Annotated in this window: 19 protein-coding genes; 6 read left to right on the forward strand and 13 right to left on the reverse strand. The window is 70.8% G+C overall.

The window, feature by feature from the left end; all coding sequences use genetic code 11:
* Positions 1–35 precede the first annotated feature (35 nt).
* Genes LQ940_RS10630 through chrA form a run of 3 tightly spaced genes read left to right on the forward strand, consistent with a single transcriptional unit; the run spans position 36 to position 3019 of the window.
* The gene (locus tag LQ940_RS10630) at positions 36–905 is read left to right on the forward strand and encodes an LLM class F420-dependent oxidoreductase (protein ID WP_231244577.1); all 870 of its coding nucleotides are present in this window, start codon (positions 36–38) and stop codon (positions 903–905) included.
* Between the two features lie 3 nt (positions 906–908).
* On the forward strand, positions 909–1634 hold the full coding sequence (locus LQ940_RS10635) for a sortase domain-containing protein (protein WP_231244578.1): 726 nt from the start codon (positions 909–911) through the stop codon (positions 1632–1634).
* A gap of 23 nt (positions 1635–1657) precedes the next feature.
* Entirely contained in the window at positions 1658–3019 is a 1362-nt protein-coding gene (chrA, locus tag LQ940_RS10640; RefSeq protein WP_231244579.1) for a chromate efflux transporter, read from the forward strand.
* A gap of 9 nt (positions 3020–3028) precedes the next feature.
* On the opposite strand, the gene LQ940_RS10645 is transcribed toward chrA, so the two are convergent.
* Together LQ940_RS10645 and LQ940_RS10650 are read right to left on the reverse strand one after the other, a co-directional pair.
* Positions 3029–3424, reverse strand: a complete 396-nt coding sequence (locus LQ940_RS10645) for a hypothetical protein (protein ID WP_231244580.1) — start codon at positions 3422–3424, stop codon at positions 3029–3031.
* Positions 3425–3518: 94 nt separating this feature from the next.
* Positions 3519–4139 (reverse strand): TetR/AcrR family transcriptional regulator, encoded by a 621-nt coding sequence (locus LQ940_RS10650; protein ID WP_231244581.1) that lies wholly within the window; start codon positions 4137–4139, stop codon positions 3519–3521.
* 147 nt (positions 4140–4286) lie between these two features.
* On the opposite strand from LQ940_RS10650, the gene LQ940_RS10655 reads away from it, so the two are divergent.
* Positions 4287–5057 (forward strand): SDR family oxidoreductase, encoded by a 771-nt coding sequence (locus LQ940_RS10655; protein ID WP_231244582.1) that lies wholly within the window; start codon positions 4287–4289, stop codon positions 5055–5057.
* A complete protein-coding gene (locus LQ940_RS10660) occupies positions 5054–5518 on the forward strand; it encodes a nitroreductase/quinone reductase family protein (protein ID WP_231244583.1) in 465 nt (154 codons plus the stop codon). The genes LQ940_RS10655 and LQ940_RS10660 overlap by 4 nt, the downstream gene beginning before the upstream one ends.
* Positions 5519–5568: 50 nt before the next feature.
* Here the strand turns inward: LQ940_RS10660 and LQ940_RS10665 are convergent, their stop codons facing one another.
* The 7 genes from LQ940_RS10665 to LQ940_RS10695 form a co-directional block, all read right to left on the reverse strand.
* Positions 5569–6423, reverse strand: a complete 855-nt coding sequence (locus LQ940_RS10665) for an SAM-dependent methyltransferase (RefSeq protein ID WP_231244584.1) — start codon at positions 6421–6423, stop codon at positions 5569–5571.
* A gap of 139 nt (positions 6424–6562) precedes the next feature.
* Positions 6563–7126, reverse strand: a complete 564-nt coding sequence (locus tag LQ940_RS10670) for a dihydrofolate reductase family protein (protein WP_231244585.1) — start codon at positions 7124–7126, stop codon at positions 6563–6565.
* Between the two features lie 142 nt (positions 7127–7268).
* Entirely contained in the window at positions 7269–8507 is a 1239-nt protein-coding gene (locus tag LQ940_RS10675; protein ID WP_231245225.1) for an IS256 family transposase, read from the reverse strand.
* Between the two features lie 233 nt (positions 8508–8740).
* Positions 8741–9403 (reverse strand): maleylpyruvate isomerase N-terminal domain-containing protein, encoded by a 663-nt coding sequence (locus LQ940_RS10680; RefSeq protein WP_231243433.1) that lies wholly within the window; start codon positions 9401–9403, stop codon positions 8741–8743.
* Positions 9404–9458: 55 nt separating this feature from the next.
* Positions 9459–9797, reverse strand: a complete 339-nt coding sequence (locus LQ940_RS10685) for a type II toxin-antitoxin system PemK/MazF family toxin (protein ID WP_308217434.1) — start codon at positions 9795–9797, stop codon at positions 9459–9461.
* Positions 9781–9978, reverse strand: coding sequence for a hypothetical protein (locus tag LQ940_RS10690; RefSeq protein WP_231243435.1), 198 nt, complete (start codon positions 9976–9978; stop codon positions 9781–9783). The genes LQ940_RS10685 and LQ940_RS10690 overlap by 17 nt, the downstream gene beginning before the upstream one ends.
* Before the next feature lie 58 nt (positions 9979–10036).
* Complete coding sequence (locus LQ940_RS10695; protein ID WP_231243436.1) at positions 10037–10372, reverse strand: hypothetical protein; 336 nt, start codon at positions 10370–10372, stop codon at positions 10037–10039.
* Positions 10373–10640: 268 nt separating this feature from the next.
* Between LQ940_RS10695 and bsh the strand changes: the two genes are divergently transcribed.
* Positions 10641–11612 carry a choloylglycine hydrolase gene (gene bsh / locus LQ940_RS10700; protein ID WP_231243437.1) on the forward strand — a complete coding sequence of 324 codons (972 nt, stop codon included), beginning with the start codon at positions 10641–10643 and terminating at the stop codon, positions 11610–11612.
* Positions 11613–11628: 16 nt separating this feature from the next.
* On the opposite strand, the gene LQ940_RS10705 is transcribed toward bsh, so the two are convergent.
* From LQ940_RS10705 to LQ940_RS10720, 4 genes are read right to left on the reverse strand one after another with little or no spacing between them, the layout of a single operon-like run.
* Entirely contained in the window at positions 11629–12024 is a 396-nt protein-coding gene (locus LQ940_RS10705; protein ID WP_231243438.1) for a TA system VapC family ribonuclease toxin, read from the reverse strand.
* Positions 12021–12251 carry a hypothetical protein gene (locus LQ940_RS10710; RefSeq protein WP_231243439.1) on the reverse strand — a complete coding sequence of 77 codons (231 nt, stop codon included), beginning with the start codon at positions 12249–12251 and terminating at the stop codon, positions 12021–12023. Before LQ940_RS10710 ends, LQ940_RS10705 begins: the two co-directional genes overlap by 4 nt.
* A 45-nt stretch (positions 12252–12296) precedes the next feature.
* On the reverse strand, positions 12297–13250 hold the full coding sequence (locus tag LQ940_RS10715; protein ID WP_231243440.1) for a glycoside hydrolase family 130 protein: 954 nt from the start codon (positions 13248–13250) through the stop codon (positions 12297–12299).
* 37 nt (positions 13251–13287) lie between these two features.
* The gene (locus LQ940_RS10720) at positions 13288–15333 is read right to left on the reverse strand and encodes a hypothetical protein (RefSeq protein ID WP_231243441.1); all 2046 of its coding nucleotides are present in this window, start codon (positions 15331–15333) and stop codon (positions 13288–13290) included.
* Positions 15334–15343: the final 10 nt, after the last annotated feature.

Here is a 15343-nt window from a genome sequence, read left to right on the forward strand (position 1 = left end):
CCCCGTTCGTTGGCATCGCGGCCTAGGTTGTGGGCATGCAGCTGGGAGTGCACTACGCCAACTTCAGCCACCAAGACTGGCAGCACCGGCTCGAGGACCGGCTCACCGAGACCGCCCGCGTGGCCGACCAGGGCGGGGTCTCGCTGTTCACCGTGATGGACCACTGGTTCCAGATGGAGCAGCTGGGCGGCCCGATCGAGCCGATGCTCGAGGGCTACACCACGCTCGGCTACCTCGCCGCCGTGACCGAGCGGATCCGGCTGAGCCTGCTGGTCACCGGGGTCACCTACCGCCACCCGGGCCTGCTGGCCAAGACCGTCACCACGCTCGACCGCCTCTCGCGCGGCCGGGCCGTGCTCGGCATCGGCGCCGCCTGGTACCAGCGCGAGCACGACGGACTCGGCGTGCCGTTCCCCAGCACGGGGGAGCGGTTCGAGCGCCTCGAGGAGACCCTGCAGGTCTGCCGCCAGATGTGGAGCGACGACGACGGGGCCTACGACGGCACCCACTACCGCCTCGCGGAGACCGTGTGCGTCCCGCCGCCGGTGCGCCCCTCGGGTGTGCCGGTGCTGATCGGAGGCTCGGGGGAGCGCAAGACCCTCCGCCTGGTCGCCAGGTACGCCGACGCGTGCAACCTGTTCGGGGAGCCGCCGGAGGTCGTGAGCCACAAGCTGGACGTCCTGCGCCGCCACTGCGACGACGCCGGTCGCGACTACGACGCGATCGAGAAGACGATGATCGCCACCGCCGACCCGGTCGGCGAGACCGACGACTTCCTCGCCTCCATGCAGCAGTACGCCGCCCTCGGGATCAGCCTGGTCACCACGGTCCCGGCCGCGGACGACCCGGTCGCGTGGACCAGCGAGGTGTGCGAGCGGGTGCTGCCCCGGCTGGCCGAGCTCTGAGCCGTGCCGTCGCACCGGCTGAGCCTCGGTGGCGGGCTGCTGCTCGCCGCCCTGGTGGTGAGCGGGTGTGGCGGCTCCAGTGACGCCGAGGGTCCTCAGCCGCGCCGCACCGGCAGCCCCGAGGGCTCGCCCGCCCCTCCCACGAGCAGCCCCACGCCCACCGCCACCAGGTCCGCGGACGAGCCCGAGCCGCCGTACCAGGTCAGCGACGGGCGCCCCCGGCGGGCGACGGTGACCATCCCCGCACTGGGGCTGCGCGAGCTCCGCGTGGTGCCGTACCGCGGTGTCACCGACGACGCGCCCGGCACCGAGATCCAGAACCGCGGGCACGCCGCCAGCCCGTTCGGGCCGCGCGGGGGAGTGGGGCCGGGCGGCGTCGGCAACTACCAGGTCACCGCGCACCGCACCTCGTCCAGCCGGGCGTTCGAGCGGCTGCCCGAGGTCCGCCGCGGCGACCGGGTGGTCGTCCGCGCCGGAGGCGTCGACTACGTCTACCGGATCACCGGCACCCGGGAGACGTCGTTCCGCTCGCCGCGGTCTCTGCGCGAGCAGCGGGCCGCCGTGCCGGGCCGCCCGGGCGTCACCGCGACCCGAGCGATGATCACGCTGTCGACCTGCGCGACCCAGGAGGACCACGCCGTGGGGAACTACTGGGCCGACGAGTTCGACAACCCCGAGCACCGCATCGACAAGATCGGCGTGCTGGTGGAGAGTCGCCGCCGGGGCTGAGCGGAGGGCGTTAGCGTGCGCGCATGGCCCCGCGTCCCGGCGACGTCGTCTCGCTGCGCGAGGCGACCCGTGCCTGGTTCCTGATCTCGCTGCAGACCTTCGGCGGTCCGGCCGGGCAGATCGCGGTCATGCAGCGCACGCTCGTCGACGAGCGCCGGTGGATCGGCCAGCAGCGGTTCCTGTTCGCGCTGTCCTACTGCACGCTCCTGCCCGGCCCCGAGGCCCAGCAGCTCGCGACGTACGTCGGCTGGCTGCTCAACGGCGTACGCGGTGCCCTGGTCGCGGGGGTGCTGTTCGTGCTGCCCGGCGTGGTCTCGCTGCTGGCGCTGTCGGCGATCTACGTCGCCTATGGCGACACCTCGGCCGTCGAGGCGGTCTTCCTCGGGCTCGCGCCCGCGGTCGTGGCGATCGTCGTGCAGGCGGTGGTCCGCCTCGGGTCGAGGGCGCTGACCCATCCGGCGCTGTGGGCACTGGCCGGGGTCGCGTTCGTGGCACTCACGGTCTTCGGCGTGCCGTTCCCGGTCGTGGTGCTCGCCGGCGCAGTGGCCGGCTGGCTGCTCGGCCGTGCCGTACCCGGGCTCGCCACCAGGCCCGCCGCGTCCGCCGCCGACGACGCACCACCGCCGCTCGTCAGCGACGATGCCTTGCACGCCGAGCGGCCGTCCGGCCGCCGCTCGGCGCTGGTCCTGGCTGTCGGCCTCCCGCTGTGGATGCTGCCGGTCCTGGTGGCAGGCCTGCTCGCCGGGCGGGACAGCGTCTACGTCGACCAGGGTCTGTTCTTCTCCGGAGCCGCCGTCGTCACCTTCGGCGGCGCCTACGCGGTGCTCGCCTACGTCGCCCAGCAGGCCGCCAGCGTCTACGGATGGCTGGCGCCGGGGGAGATGGTGCGAGGGCTGGCGCTCGCGGAGACGACCCCGGGGCCGCTGATCATGGTGGTCCAGTTCGTCGCCTTCGTCGGCGCCTACCGGGACCCCGGCGGTCTCGACCCATGGCTGGCGGCCGTCCTCGCCGCGCTGCTGACCACCTGGGTCACCTTCGTGCCCTGCTTCCTGTTCATCCTGCTCGGCGCCCCGTACGTCGAGCGGCTGCGCGGCAACCGTGCCCTGTCGAGCGCGCTGACCGGCATCACCTCCGCCGTCGTCGGCGTCATCGCCAGCCTCGCGGTCTACTTCGCCGTCCACACCCTCTTCTCCGACACGCGCCGGGAGAGCGCCGGACCGCTGTCGCTCGAGCTGCCCGTCCTCGGCTCGCTGCAGTGGTCGGCCGTGGCCATCACGGCCCTCGGCTGCCTGCTCGTCTTCTGGCGGCGCTGGGGGGTGCTGCGCACGATGGCGGCATGCACGGTGGCCGGGCTCGCGTGGAGCCTGGCCACCGGGCGGCTGTGAGGAGCGCCGTCAGCAGCGCGGGATCATCGAGAGCGGGACGCCCCCGCCCGCCGCAGGACCGTTGATCTCGCCGACCAGCGTGCCCAGCGAGTCGCCGGCCTGCACGGGCATCTGGCGGGTGGGGGACAGGCGACCCTTCTGGGCGACGACGCCGTAGTAGACGGTCTTGCCGCCGCGCTTGCGGAACAGGCCGCCGCGGTGTGCGTGCTTGCCCTGCCAGTTGTTCACCCGCAGGCGCACCGCGGCGCCGTTGGCGGTGCGACACGTCTGGAGCTTGGCGCCGTGGACGTTGGTCACCGTCGACCAGGCGGCGCTCGCGGGGGACTGCGTGAGCCCGACGAGCACGCCGGAGGCCACGGTCAGAGCCAGGGTCGTGGACAGGGACCGGAGGGGGGAGAGCGTCATGTGCCCACCCTTCCCCGGAGCGCCCGAGCCACACCCACGGTCGCCGGGCCGATCGCCGCCGCTGACGGTCGGGTAGGGCTAAGGTCTGCGCCGGTCAGGTCGCGGCGTACCTCGCGACCATGGTCCGCACTGCCTCGTCGACCACCTCGGCGACGCGTACGGCGCCGACCTCCCACCCGGGCACCAGAAGCGTCGGCCAGAAGACGTAGTTGGAGATCATCCCCAGGAAGTGGGTGGCTGCGAGGTCGACGTCCTCGACATGGACCGTTCCTGCGCTGTGCTCACTGAGGAGGTAGCGGCGAACGGAGTCGAAGTAGGGCATCTTCCCCTGGGCGAACTGCGCCTGCGCCAGCTCGGGGAACCGCGGCAGCTCGGCGATCACGATCCGGAACAGGTCGCTCATCTGCGGCCGGCCCAACAGCTCGGCGTAGCGGCGCCCGAGGGTGCCGAGTCCCTCGACGACGTTGCCCGCCGCGGGAAGATCCTGCTCGTCGGCGATCGACCAGGACTCGGTGACGATCGCGTCGAAGAGGGCTGCCTTCGTGGGGAACTGCTTGAACAAGGTGGCCCTCGAGACCCCCGAGCGCTCGGCGATCCGCGCCAGCGACGTGCGGTCGTAGCCCAGCTCCAGGAACAGCGAGGTCGCAGCCGTCACGATCACCGTGCGTTTCTCTTCGGCGACGCGCTGGTGGTACGTGGTCCGGACGTTGCTCATGGCGTCCGAGCATACGAGGTGAGTGGCTTGACTCACCATCGGACTCGGCATAGTGTCCAGCCAAGAGGTGAGTCACGCGACTCACCACTCGCCCCTGGCGTTCAGCACGTCACTCCGGCCAGCCTTCTGCGCACCGAAGGAACCTTCATGACTCGTTTCCACCACCAGACCGTGCTCGTGACCGGCGGCCAAGGCTCCAGCCACGTCCGCGCCTTCCACGCCGAGGGAGCCAACGTGATGATCGGCGACATCGAGGCCGAACGCGGCTCCGCACTCGCAGACGAACTGGGGGACCGTGCTCGCTTCACCCGGCTCGACGTCACCGATGAGAGGTCCTGGGCCGCCGCCGTCGCTGCCGCGGAGAAGACCTTCGGCAGCCTCGATGTGCTCGTGAACAACGCCGGTGTTCAGAACCCCCCGGCGCCGATCGAGAGCACGGAGCAGACCACGTGGTCGCGCATCCTGGACATCAACCTCACGGGCACGTTCCTCGGCATCAAGGCAGCTGCACCCGCGCTGCGCCGCGCGACAGGGGGAGTGATCGTCAACATCTCCTCCACCATGGGCTTGGGCGGTACCGCCCACTACGCGCCGTACGTCGCCAGCAAGTGGGCCGTGCGGGGGCTCACCCAGACTGCAGCGCTCGAGCTCGGCCGCGATCGGATCCGTGTGAACACCATCCATCCAGGGGTGATCGCCACGCCCTTCATCCACGAGCCGGCGGTCGGCGCTACCGCCGCGATCTCGGACTTCTACTCACCCGGGCCCTTCGCCATCCCCAGACTGGGGGAGCCGGACGACGTGACCCGGCTTCTGCTGTTCCTCACCTCTGCGGACGCCTCGTTCATCACGGGCGCGGAGTACGTCATCGACGGGGGACTGCTCCTGGGCCCCGCCCTCCAGGCCGAGCCCGCATGAGCACGCCACCGGGAGACCGTGCCCACGACGTGGAGGAGGAGGCCTCCATCTCGCACCTGCCGGAGCCCATTCGGCGAGCCATCGAGATCACACCTGCCGCGGGCACGGCGGAGAGGATCATCGACATCACGACGTGGGGACGACGCACGGGCCTGCCCCGCCGCATCGAGATCTTCTTCTACCGATCCGCGGGCAGGACTTACCTCTGCAGCGGGGCAGGCGGCGCTGCGACCGACTGGCATGCGAACCTGCTGGCCAACCCCGACTTCACCTTCCACCTCAAGAACGGGATCAGAGCAGACCTGCCCGCCCGGGCGACGCCGGTCACCGACCTCGGGGAGCGCCATGCCGTGCTGGCCGAGATCGTCGCCGACCTCAACCAGCCCCACGACCCGGGCACCATCAGGCCGACGCGGCTCGACGAGTGGGCCGACAGCCGACTGATGCGCGTCGACTTCTGACCGATGCGGCCACGTCCGCGGGAAGTGCGGCACGCCGCGCCGCGCGAGAGCTAGGAGTCTTCCGGCCGCACGGCCTCCACGAGCAGGTACGGGACGCCGACGAAGGCCGAGCTGCCCGGCAGGTCCGGGTCGAACATCGGTGGCACCGGCCGGCCCAGCGCGGCGGCCAGCTCGTCAACACCTGTCGCAGAGACGTGCCAGCCGCGACCGGCCAGCCAGCGGGCCGGCTCCGGTCCCTGCCCGTCCGGCAGCAGGGTGCTGAGGTCGTCCCCGGTCCGTGCGTACAGCTCGCGCATCACCGGCGAGCGGAAATGGGCCGGGAAGACCTGCTCCAGCCCGATCCGGCTGCCCGGGGCGGACGCCGCGTGCAGCTGTTCCAGCAGCCGCTCCACGGCGTCCGGCGGCAGCCAGCCGAGCAGCCCCTCGACCAGCCACACCGTCGGCAGCGCGGGGTCGAAACCAGCCGCGACCAGTGCCCCGACCCAGTCCTCCCGCAGGTCCGCCGCGACCGTCGTCCGCACGCACCGCGACTCGGAGCCGACCCGGGCGAGCACGTCGGCTTTGAAGGCGAGCACCGGCTCAGTGTCCACCTCGTACAGCGTGGTCCCGGCCGGCCAGTCCAGCCGGTAGGCCCGTACGTCGAGCCCGGCGGCCGGGATCACCGCCTGACGGCAGCCGGCCCGCCCGGCCACGTCGTCCAAGAATCGGGTGCGCAGCGCGAAGATGTCGCCCGTCAGGGAGGCGGGGCCGGACATCTCCGCCGCCGTTGCGGGATCGAATCCGTACGCGGCGGTGAACTCGCCAGCCAGTCGGTCCTCGAAGAGCCGGTCCGGCCGCGCCGTCTCTGCCGCTCGTGCGGCGGCGGGATTGAGCCCGGTGGCTCCGACAGGGGGAAGCTCGGCCATCGTGAGAATCTAGCAACTGTCCGTCTCACCGCGCTCGTGGTCGCAGTCCGACGGCGGACAGCCCCCATTCGAGTACAACCTGACATAATGTCAGTTATCGGCGGTATTGGACGGGTGTGTCGAAAGGGACGCGGCGCGCTCAGCGTCTGGTCTCGTACCTCGTCACCAGCACCCCGTGTGGAAACGTCCGGGTCTCCACCAGGTCGAGGTTCACCCAGTTGTCCAGGGCCGTGAAGAACGGCGTACCGCCGCCCACCAGGACCGGCACGGTGGCCAACACGTACTCGTCGATCAGCCCGGCTCGCATGGCCGCCGCGGCAAGGGTGGCGCCGCCGACGTCCAGCGGGCCACCGTCCTCGGCCTTGAGTCGGGTCATCTCGGCGACCGCGTCGCCGCTGAACAGCCGGGTGTTCCAGTCGACCGGGGTGGGCGTCGAGGAGAACACCACCTTGGGCATGTCCCGCCAGCGGCGGGCGAACTGCTCCTCCGCGGGTGTGACGCCAGGCTGCTGGTCGGCGGTCGGCCAGTGGGAGCTCATCGTCTCCCACAACTTGCGCCCGTACAGCGCCACGCCGGTCGCTCCCACCCGGTCGGACCACCACTGGAACAGCTCGTCGCTCGGCGCGCTCCAACCGATGTCGTCACCGGGTGCGGCGATGTAGCCGTCCAGGCTCAGGTTCATGCCAAAGGTCAGTTTCGCCACGGCGTCATCCTCCATATGAGTCGATCCTCGGCGCCTACAGACCAGTGCGCGTCGCAAGAGTCATCGGTGTCTGCGTAGAGGATCACCGGCGCTGCTGGACAGAGCCCCGCGGGGTGGTGGGCTTTGAGGTGATCCTCAGTGCCTACACGTCGCTGCTCTCGATGGCGGCGACGGAGTCAGTATCGCTGGTGTCGTAGAGCTTGGCCATAGACCCCTCGGACAGGTAGCGGCGGTCGCCGGCGATCCACTCGTCGTGCATGTCGATCAGCACCGCCCCGACAAGGCGGATGACCGCGGCGGCGTTGGGGAAGATGCCCACGACCCGGGAGCGGCGCTTGATCTCCTTGTTGACCCGCTCGAGGGGGTTGGTGGACCAGATCTTGCGCCAGTGCTCGCGCGGGAACGCAGTGAACGCGAGCACCTCGGCCTTCGCGTCGTCCATCAGGGGCCCGAGCTTGGGAAACCGGGCGGCGAGCTCGTCGCGGGTCTTGTCCCACGCCGCGTGGACGTCCTCGGCGGTGGGTTGGGCAAAGATCATCCGGAACGCAGTCGCCACCAGCTCGGCCTGGCCCTTGGGCACGTGCGCGAGCAGGTTGCGGGCGAAGTGGACCCGACACCTCTGGTGCGCGACACCCTGGAAGGCCCGCTTCAACGCCTTGACCAGGCCGGAGTGCTGGTCGCTGATCACCAGCCGCACCCCGGCCAGGCCGCGTTGCTTGAGGCTGAGCAGGAAGCTGCGCCAGAAGATCTCGTCCTCGCTGTCACCGACGTCCAGGCCGAGGATCTCTCGCTCGCCGGTCGCGGTGACGCCAGTGGCGACGATGACGGCCATCGACACGACCTGGCCGCCCTTGCCCGGGGCGTTGCGGACGTGGAGGTAGGTCGCATCCAGGTAGATGTAGGGGAACTCGACGTGATCCAGAGTCCGGGTGCGGAACGCGCCGACGGTCTCGTCCAGGCCGGCGCAGATCCGCGAGACCTCGGACTTGCTGATCCCGGCCCCGCCCATCGCTTCGACCAGGTCGTCGACGCTGCGGGTGCTGATGCCGTGGACGTAGGCCTCCATCACCACCGCGTACAACGCTTGGTCGATGCGGCGGCGGGGCTCGAGGATGATCGGGAAGAACGACCCCTTGCGCAGCTTCGGGATCCGCAGCTCGACGTCGCCGGCCTTGGTGGTCAGCATCCGCGGCCGGTGGCCGTTGCGCTCAGTGACGCGGCCATCGGTGCGCTCATACGGTGCGGCACCGATCCGTTCGGCGGCTTCGAGCTCAATCAACTCCTGAAGCGCGACCCGGACCGAGTCGCGGACCAGATCGGCGCCATCACCGGCACGGAACGCCTCGAGGAGTTCGGACAGGGCAGACTGTGGCAAGGCCATCGGTGGCTCTCCTTCAATGTGTCTCTTGGTCGATACACACCGAAGATCCCGCCGATGGCCGTCTACGTCTTCACGCCTCGCCGCCAGCCCTCAAACCCCACCACTCCCCGGGACTCTCCTCGCTGCTGCTCCACGAGGTCACTCACGGTGCCTGCGGTCACTGAATGTGGCCACAATTTCGCGACTCCCCTGATGCCTCAAGAGTCGCAGCCCAGCGACGTCGTAGAGCCGTGTCACCCGAAAGCGGGAAGCCGACCGGCGATGACGCCCGATCCCGGCGGCACTGGTGCCCGCCCCGTGCCGATGAGGGTGGCATCAAGGTCGGTCCAGGTGGTCGGCACACGCTGGTCAGCCAGCGCCTCGATCGTCGCCCGAGCCAGTCTCAGAGCGCTGGCAGGCGCAGGCTCGTCGGAGAGGAGGTCGAGCTGATGCACGACGACTTCGACGGCCCAGACGGTGAGGAAGTCGCCGGCCGTGAACACATGCCCTTCCCATAGGTATCGCCTGTCTTGGCACACCTGCACGCCTCGCATGAGTGCTGAGGAGACGTCATGCAGCTGGGCGGTCGCCAAGGACGGTCGTGCGTACGCCGCGCTGCGTCGGCGCTGGGACATCAGCGTGGGCACCGGGTCGTCCGTTGCGTACTGGGTCGCGAAGGCGGACCAGTAGGTCGCGGCGTCGACAGTGGGCTCCGATTCATCCACCGAGACCAGCCCACCGAGCATCTCCTGCCATCCGGCCAGCACGTGCACCGCCACGTCCAGGCGGGTCCACCCGTGACATCGAGAGACGTCGAGGAGGTCGTACTCGCTGAACGCGTCGACCGCCCGCACGAACGCCTCGATGGACTCTGCGCATGCGGTGCGACCCTCCTCGAGGGCAACGGTCAGTCCCATAGCCGCACCCTAGCCATCAGGCGGTCCGGGCAGCGCCTGCTCCCGGCTCATGCGGCTACAGGTCCAGCAGCAGCGCGATCGTCTCGCGAACCTCGCCGAGGACGGCCGGGCCGACGTTGCCGGTGCGCTCGTGGATCCGAGTCATGGCCACGGACCGAACGCGCTGGCACTGCGCGGACGACGCGTCGGTCAGCCGGTTGTCCTGGTCTGGCTCGATGACCACCTCGGCGGCGCTCTGGCGAATCGTCCGAGTCAGGGGCACGACCTGGACCACGTTGGGTCCACCCCGCAGGATCCGGTGAGCAGTCACGACGATGGCCGGCCGACGAAGTCCAGCCTCGCTTCCTGCTGGCATGCCGAGATCGAGGGTGACGACGTCACCCGGCGTCAGCATCGAGCCACGCCGTCTCTTCGTCGTCGAGGTCCCCCGCCAGATCTCGCGCCATAGCGTCCTGGCGGAGCGCTCGAAGCGCCTTGCTCACCGTCTCGTCGATCGTCTCGTGCCGCTCGGCCGCCAGCCGAGTCACGCGCGCATGAGTCTCTCGGCTGATGCGGATCGTCGTCGTCTCTGCCATGCGGTCATCGTACGGCGCTGTAGACAAATTCGTCTACAATGGTGCGCCGCGTCTGTGCTCACCTACGGGCCCACTCACTCCCCTGATACTCCGTGAGCCGGATCAGCTCGCGGTCGATCTCCCCCAGCGATCCCACCGCCTCGCGGACGGCTCGCGCCCGATCATCTGCAGCAGCAGCGCCCGCGCCGCCGATCGTGCCGACCGTGACGAGCGAGGCGACCGCCACCTTCCAGGCAGCACGCCCCGGCCGCGTCCGGGGTGCGCTCGTGGCCGCCACCTGTCGCCACAGGGCCGCCTGCTCCCCCACGGTGAAGGCCGGGACCTCGGGTGGGGCCCCGCGGATCGCGCGTCCGTGCGCCGCCGACCACTCGACGTCGCTGTGCTGGGTAGCCATGCGTCCTCCTCCAGAGATGCTGTCACTCCTGAGGTGTCGGCGCGTTACGGATGCATGCTCCGCATGCCCGAAAGCGTCGCCTGGAACCTGCGGGCCGGCCAGGCCACGGACCCAAAGGACCCGGGCCCTTCGGCGCAGATGGCACCGCTCGCCAGGGCCGAACTTCCCTTCAGGGCTGGCAGTGCGCGTCCTAGCGTCGACGCACGCCCACGCCGCACCGCGTCGTGGGCAGGACCAGCCGAGTCGGAAGCAACGTGGAGGCCGCACTGTGTGCACTGCAACGAACTACACCGCCAAGGACCACTACTTCGGGCGCAACCTGGACCTGGAGTTCTCCTACCACGAGGCGGTCACCATCACCCCGCGGAACTTCCCGTTCCCGTTCCGCAGGGTCGACGATCTCACGACCCATCACGCCATCGTGGGGATGACGACCGTGGCCGACGGCTACCCCCTCTACTACGACGCGACCAACGAGAAGGGGCTGAGCATGGCGGGGCTGAACTTCCCCGGCAACGCCGACTACAAGCCCGAGACGCCGGGGAAGAACAACGTCACGCCGTTCGAGTTCATCCCGTGGATCCTCGGGCAGTTCGAGACGGTAGCCCAGGCCCGGGAGGCCCTGGAGGAGATGGTGCTGGTCGACATCCCCTTCAGCCCGGAGTTCCCGCTCTCCCCCCTGCACTGGATCATCTCCGACCGCAACGAGTCGATCACGGTGGAATCAGTCAAGGACGGGCTGCGGGTCTACGACAACCCGGTGGGCCTGTTGACCAACAACCCGACCTTCGACATTCAGCTGTTCAACCTCAACAACTACGTGAGCATGTCGACCACCGAGCCGGAGAACCACTTCTCCAAGGAGCTGCACTTCGACACCTACAGCCGAGGCCTGGGGGCGGTCGGTCTGCCCGGTGACCTCTCCTCGATGTCCCGGTTCGTCAAGGCGGCGTTCACGGCGATGAACTCGGTGTCCGGCGAGACCGAGTCCGAGGCCATCAGCCAGTTCTTCCACATCCTCGGGTCGGTCGAGCAGCAGCGTGGCTGCGTGGCACTCGGCGACAAGTTCGAGATCACCATCTACTCCTCGTGCTGCAACACCGACAAGGGCATCTACTACTACAAGACCTACGAGAACAGCCAGGTCACGGCGGTCGACATGCACCGCGTCGACCTCGACTCCGACGCCCTCGCGACGTATCCGCTGATCACCGGGCAGCAGATCCTGGAGCAGAACTAGCGGCGCTCGTCCCAGGTCAGAGGATCAGGACCACGTCCTGCGGCAGGGCCCGGGCCAGTGCGCCGTCGAAGGTGGCCAGCACCCCGTGGCGGTGTCGGGCCAGCGCCGCGAGGTAGGCGTCGGTCACCTGCCGGTGACCGACGACGTGAGCGAGGTCCGCGTCGCGGTACGACAGCTCGGCCGGCCAGAACTCACATCGCTCGCTGGCGTGCAGAGCATCCAGCAGGCCCGTCGCCGCCGAGGGCGGTGCTCCCAGACGCACCAGGAAGCGCACCAGCGAGCCTTCGACGACGGGACACACCGCGATGCGGTCGACCCCGGCAGCCCAGGAGGTGGCGCGCTCATGGTGCTCGTGGTCGGTGAGCGTGAGCGCGATGAGGGCGTTGGCGTCGAGCAGGTAGGTGCCGCTCACTCGTCGTCCAAGGCCTCGGCCACGTCGTCGGCGCTCACGCGCCTTCCCAGGCTCAGAGTAGGAAGGCCGCTGACGGGGTCGGTCGAGACTCGGGCCGGCTCCCCCAGGGACGCGAGACCGCGGATCGTGAGGTCGGCGAGAGTGGCCGACAGGGACTGGCGTCGCTCCGCCGCGATCCGCCTGGCGCGCTCGTGGACCTCCGCAGGCAGGTCGACCGTGGTCCTCATGGATGCATCATACCTGCATCACGATGATGCATCCTGCCCGTCGGATCAGGAGCCGAGGGTCGAGTACCGCTCCCCCACGCGGTACGTCGCCACGCCCAGCGTCGAGTCGCTCTGGCCGTAGTAGGCGAACCAGGTGCCCTGGAACTGGACGAGTCCCTCGACGAACGTCACGTTGGAGACCAGGCCGTGCCGGTCCTCGTACGTCGACGGCTCCAGCCAGGGACGCTTCAGCTCGGCGAGGATCGTCCCGGGATCGGCGGGGTCGAGCAGCAGCTGGCCGGCGGTGTAGCGCACGGTGCCGTCGTCGAACGCCACCGCGGCGTTGTGGATCAGCAGGATCAGGCCGTTGTCGGTCACGATCGGCGGGGGCCCCACCTCCACGAGGAAGTCGCCGAACGTCCCGGCCGGCGTGGGGACCATCACCGGCTCGTCCTGCGAGCACGGCTCCCAGCGCAGCAGGTCCTCGGACCAGGCGTAGTAGATCGACCCCTCCCCGAAGTACATGAGGTAGCGCCCGTCCACCGGCTCGGCCAGGATCCCGCCGGCCTTGCTCCACGGGCCGGGCACGCCGTTGCCCTGGGGCAGGAAGGTGTTGAAGTCGGCGAACATCGGGCCGTGCTTGGTCCAGGTCACCAGGTCCGTCGACGTCGCCAGGCACAGTCGGGCGTTGGCCCGGTCCCAGCCGGTGTAGGTGAGGTAGTAGGTGCCGTCGACCTCGGTCACGCGCGGGTCCTCGGCGCCGTATCGGTCGTAGTCCTCACTCGGCGAGAGGACCGGCTCGCGATGCCGCTCGAAGTGGAGGCCGTCGTCGCTGGTGGCGAGGCCGACGTGGGAGACGATGTCGTCGGAGTGGGCGCGGTAGAGCAGCGCGACCCGGCCCTCGCGCACCACCGCCGCGGGGTTGTAGACGCTGGCGGACTCCCAGCCGTCCCCCTGGGGTCGCAGGATCGGGTTGTGCTCGTACGGCGTGAACGGGCCGAGCGGGAAGTGCGTGCTCATGTCTCTCACCTCGCAGGTCGACGGTACGGCGAAGGGCTCAGCGCATGACCAGGGCGAATCCCCCGGCCGGGACGACGACCGGCACCGCCCGCGCCCGGGTCCACCGCTGGGCCACGAGCCGGCCACGCCGGTCGTAGGAGCGCACCACCGCACGGCCGCGACCCGCCACCCGGACGACGACGTGCTCCGGGCGGCGCGAGACGCTGGACAGCAGGGCGGTGCCGCGAGCCCGGCTGCGCAGCACCAGCCGCGACACGACCGGCACGACCATGACGGCGTCCAGCTTGGCGGGGGCGCCGTCGGTCGCCGTCCGGGCGGTCAGGCGGGTGGCGCCGGCGGACATCAGTCGCGCCATGGTCACCGGCAGGAGCGCGCCGGCAGCCGGTGAGGCGCCCTGGCGTCCGACCCGGCCCGAGCGGGCCTCGCCGAGCACCGTCCGGCCGGCGCGCAGCGTGGTCACCGCGTCGCTGCCGGGCCGCAGATCGAGCACCGGCAGCACCAGCGACCGGCCTAGGGTCCGTACGTCGAAGCCTGCCGTGCCGCCGTCGCCGAGCGCGACGTAGCCGGTGCCGCCGTAGAGCGACTCCCCGGTCCACAGCGACGCGGGCGTCCGCACCGTGGCGTCCCCGCTCAGTGACGCGTCCTCCGCCTCCAGGGTCTGAGTCCCACGCCGGCCGGTGATCTCCGCGACCCGGGCGGCCGCCCGGATCCGCGGGTGCGCGTCGAGCGCGATCATCGACAGCAGCCCGTGGATCGTCGACTCCGCCCCGGAGTTGCGGTTGACCTCGCCGGTGGCCGAGATGCCGTCGAAGGTGCGCCCCGTGGCCGGGTCGTACATCCGCTCCCCCGCCGGGTTGGCCCCGAAGTACCAGGCCGCGACGACGCCGGCCAGGTCACCCGCGGCTCGCCGTCCGGTGACCTCGCGCGTCGCGAGCAGCGACTGCAGCCGGGAGTCTGCTCCGTAGGCGATCTGCGAGGCGTCGCCGCGGGTGGGCATCCGGCCGTTGTCGGGGCCGCCGGAGGTGAGCAGCCACGGGTCGAAGCCGAACGAGTCGGAGGCCGCGACCCTGGCCAGCGCCGGGTCCTGCAGCACCCGCGAGGCACGGGCCAGGGCGGCCGGCATCTGGGAGCCCCACGCGTGCCAGAGCGAGCGGGACAGGGCCCAGGGACGCACCCCGCCGAACGGCCAGGCCCGGGCGTCTCCCCCGCGCAGCATGGCGACCCCCTCGGCGAGCTTCGCCAGGGCGGCGCGGGCGCGACCCGCGCGAGCGCCACCCACCGCCTCGACGTACGCCGAGAGCCCGAGCACCGCCTCGGCGCTGGCGTCGGCTCCGTCGGCGATCAGCCAGGCCGGGCCGCGCTGGCCGTCCACGACCAGGCGGTCGCCGTAGCGGTCGAGCACCTGGCGCCGCACCGCGTCGACCGAGAGCAGCAGTCGTCGGCGCAGGAAGGCCGCGAACGCCGGGTCCTCGCCGGCGAAGGCGGCGTACCCCTCCCCCAGCGCCCAGATCGTCCGGGCCACCCAGTAGGACGCGTCGCTGTCGGAGGGGTCCGGGAGCTCGACGGGCTCGGCGCTCGGGTTGAGCGTGCCGTCGGGCTGCATCCACAGCACGACGTTGCCGGCGTCGGGACCGCTGGAGGTCTGCAGGTAGGTGAGGCCGCGGAGCATCGCGTAGGCCCGGTCGCGGCTGTCGTCGTCGCCGGTCTGTCGCCAGTGGCGCAGGTAGACGACGGCGGCGCGGCTGACGTCGTCGGCGTTGAACGCGCCCTGCCCCCAGGTGTCGGTGGCCGCGTCGTAGTCACCGCCGCCGACGTGGCGGTAGCTGCCGTCGCCCTCGGGCTCGGCGTAGGTCCACAGGACGCCGACCTCCGGCTCCTGGGCGAGTCGGTACGTCGTGTGCCGCGGCTGGGCGGGCGGCGCCACCTCGACGCTCAGCCAGTCGAGGTGCGCGAGGTTGGTCAGCCGCGTCGCCGCAGGCCGGGCGGCGGGTGGTGCGTCGGCCGAGGCCGGCGGCACCGCGGTGAGGGTGGCGAGCGTGGCGAGCGCCGCCAGCGCCGCGGAGGTCTTCGTCGGGCGGGTCATCGTGACTCCT

Source organism: Nocardioides sp. cx-173 (assembly GCF_021117365.1).
Classification (GTDB): Bacteria; Actinomycetota; Actinomycetes; order Propionibacteriales; family Nocardioidaceae; genus Nocardioides.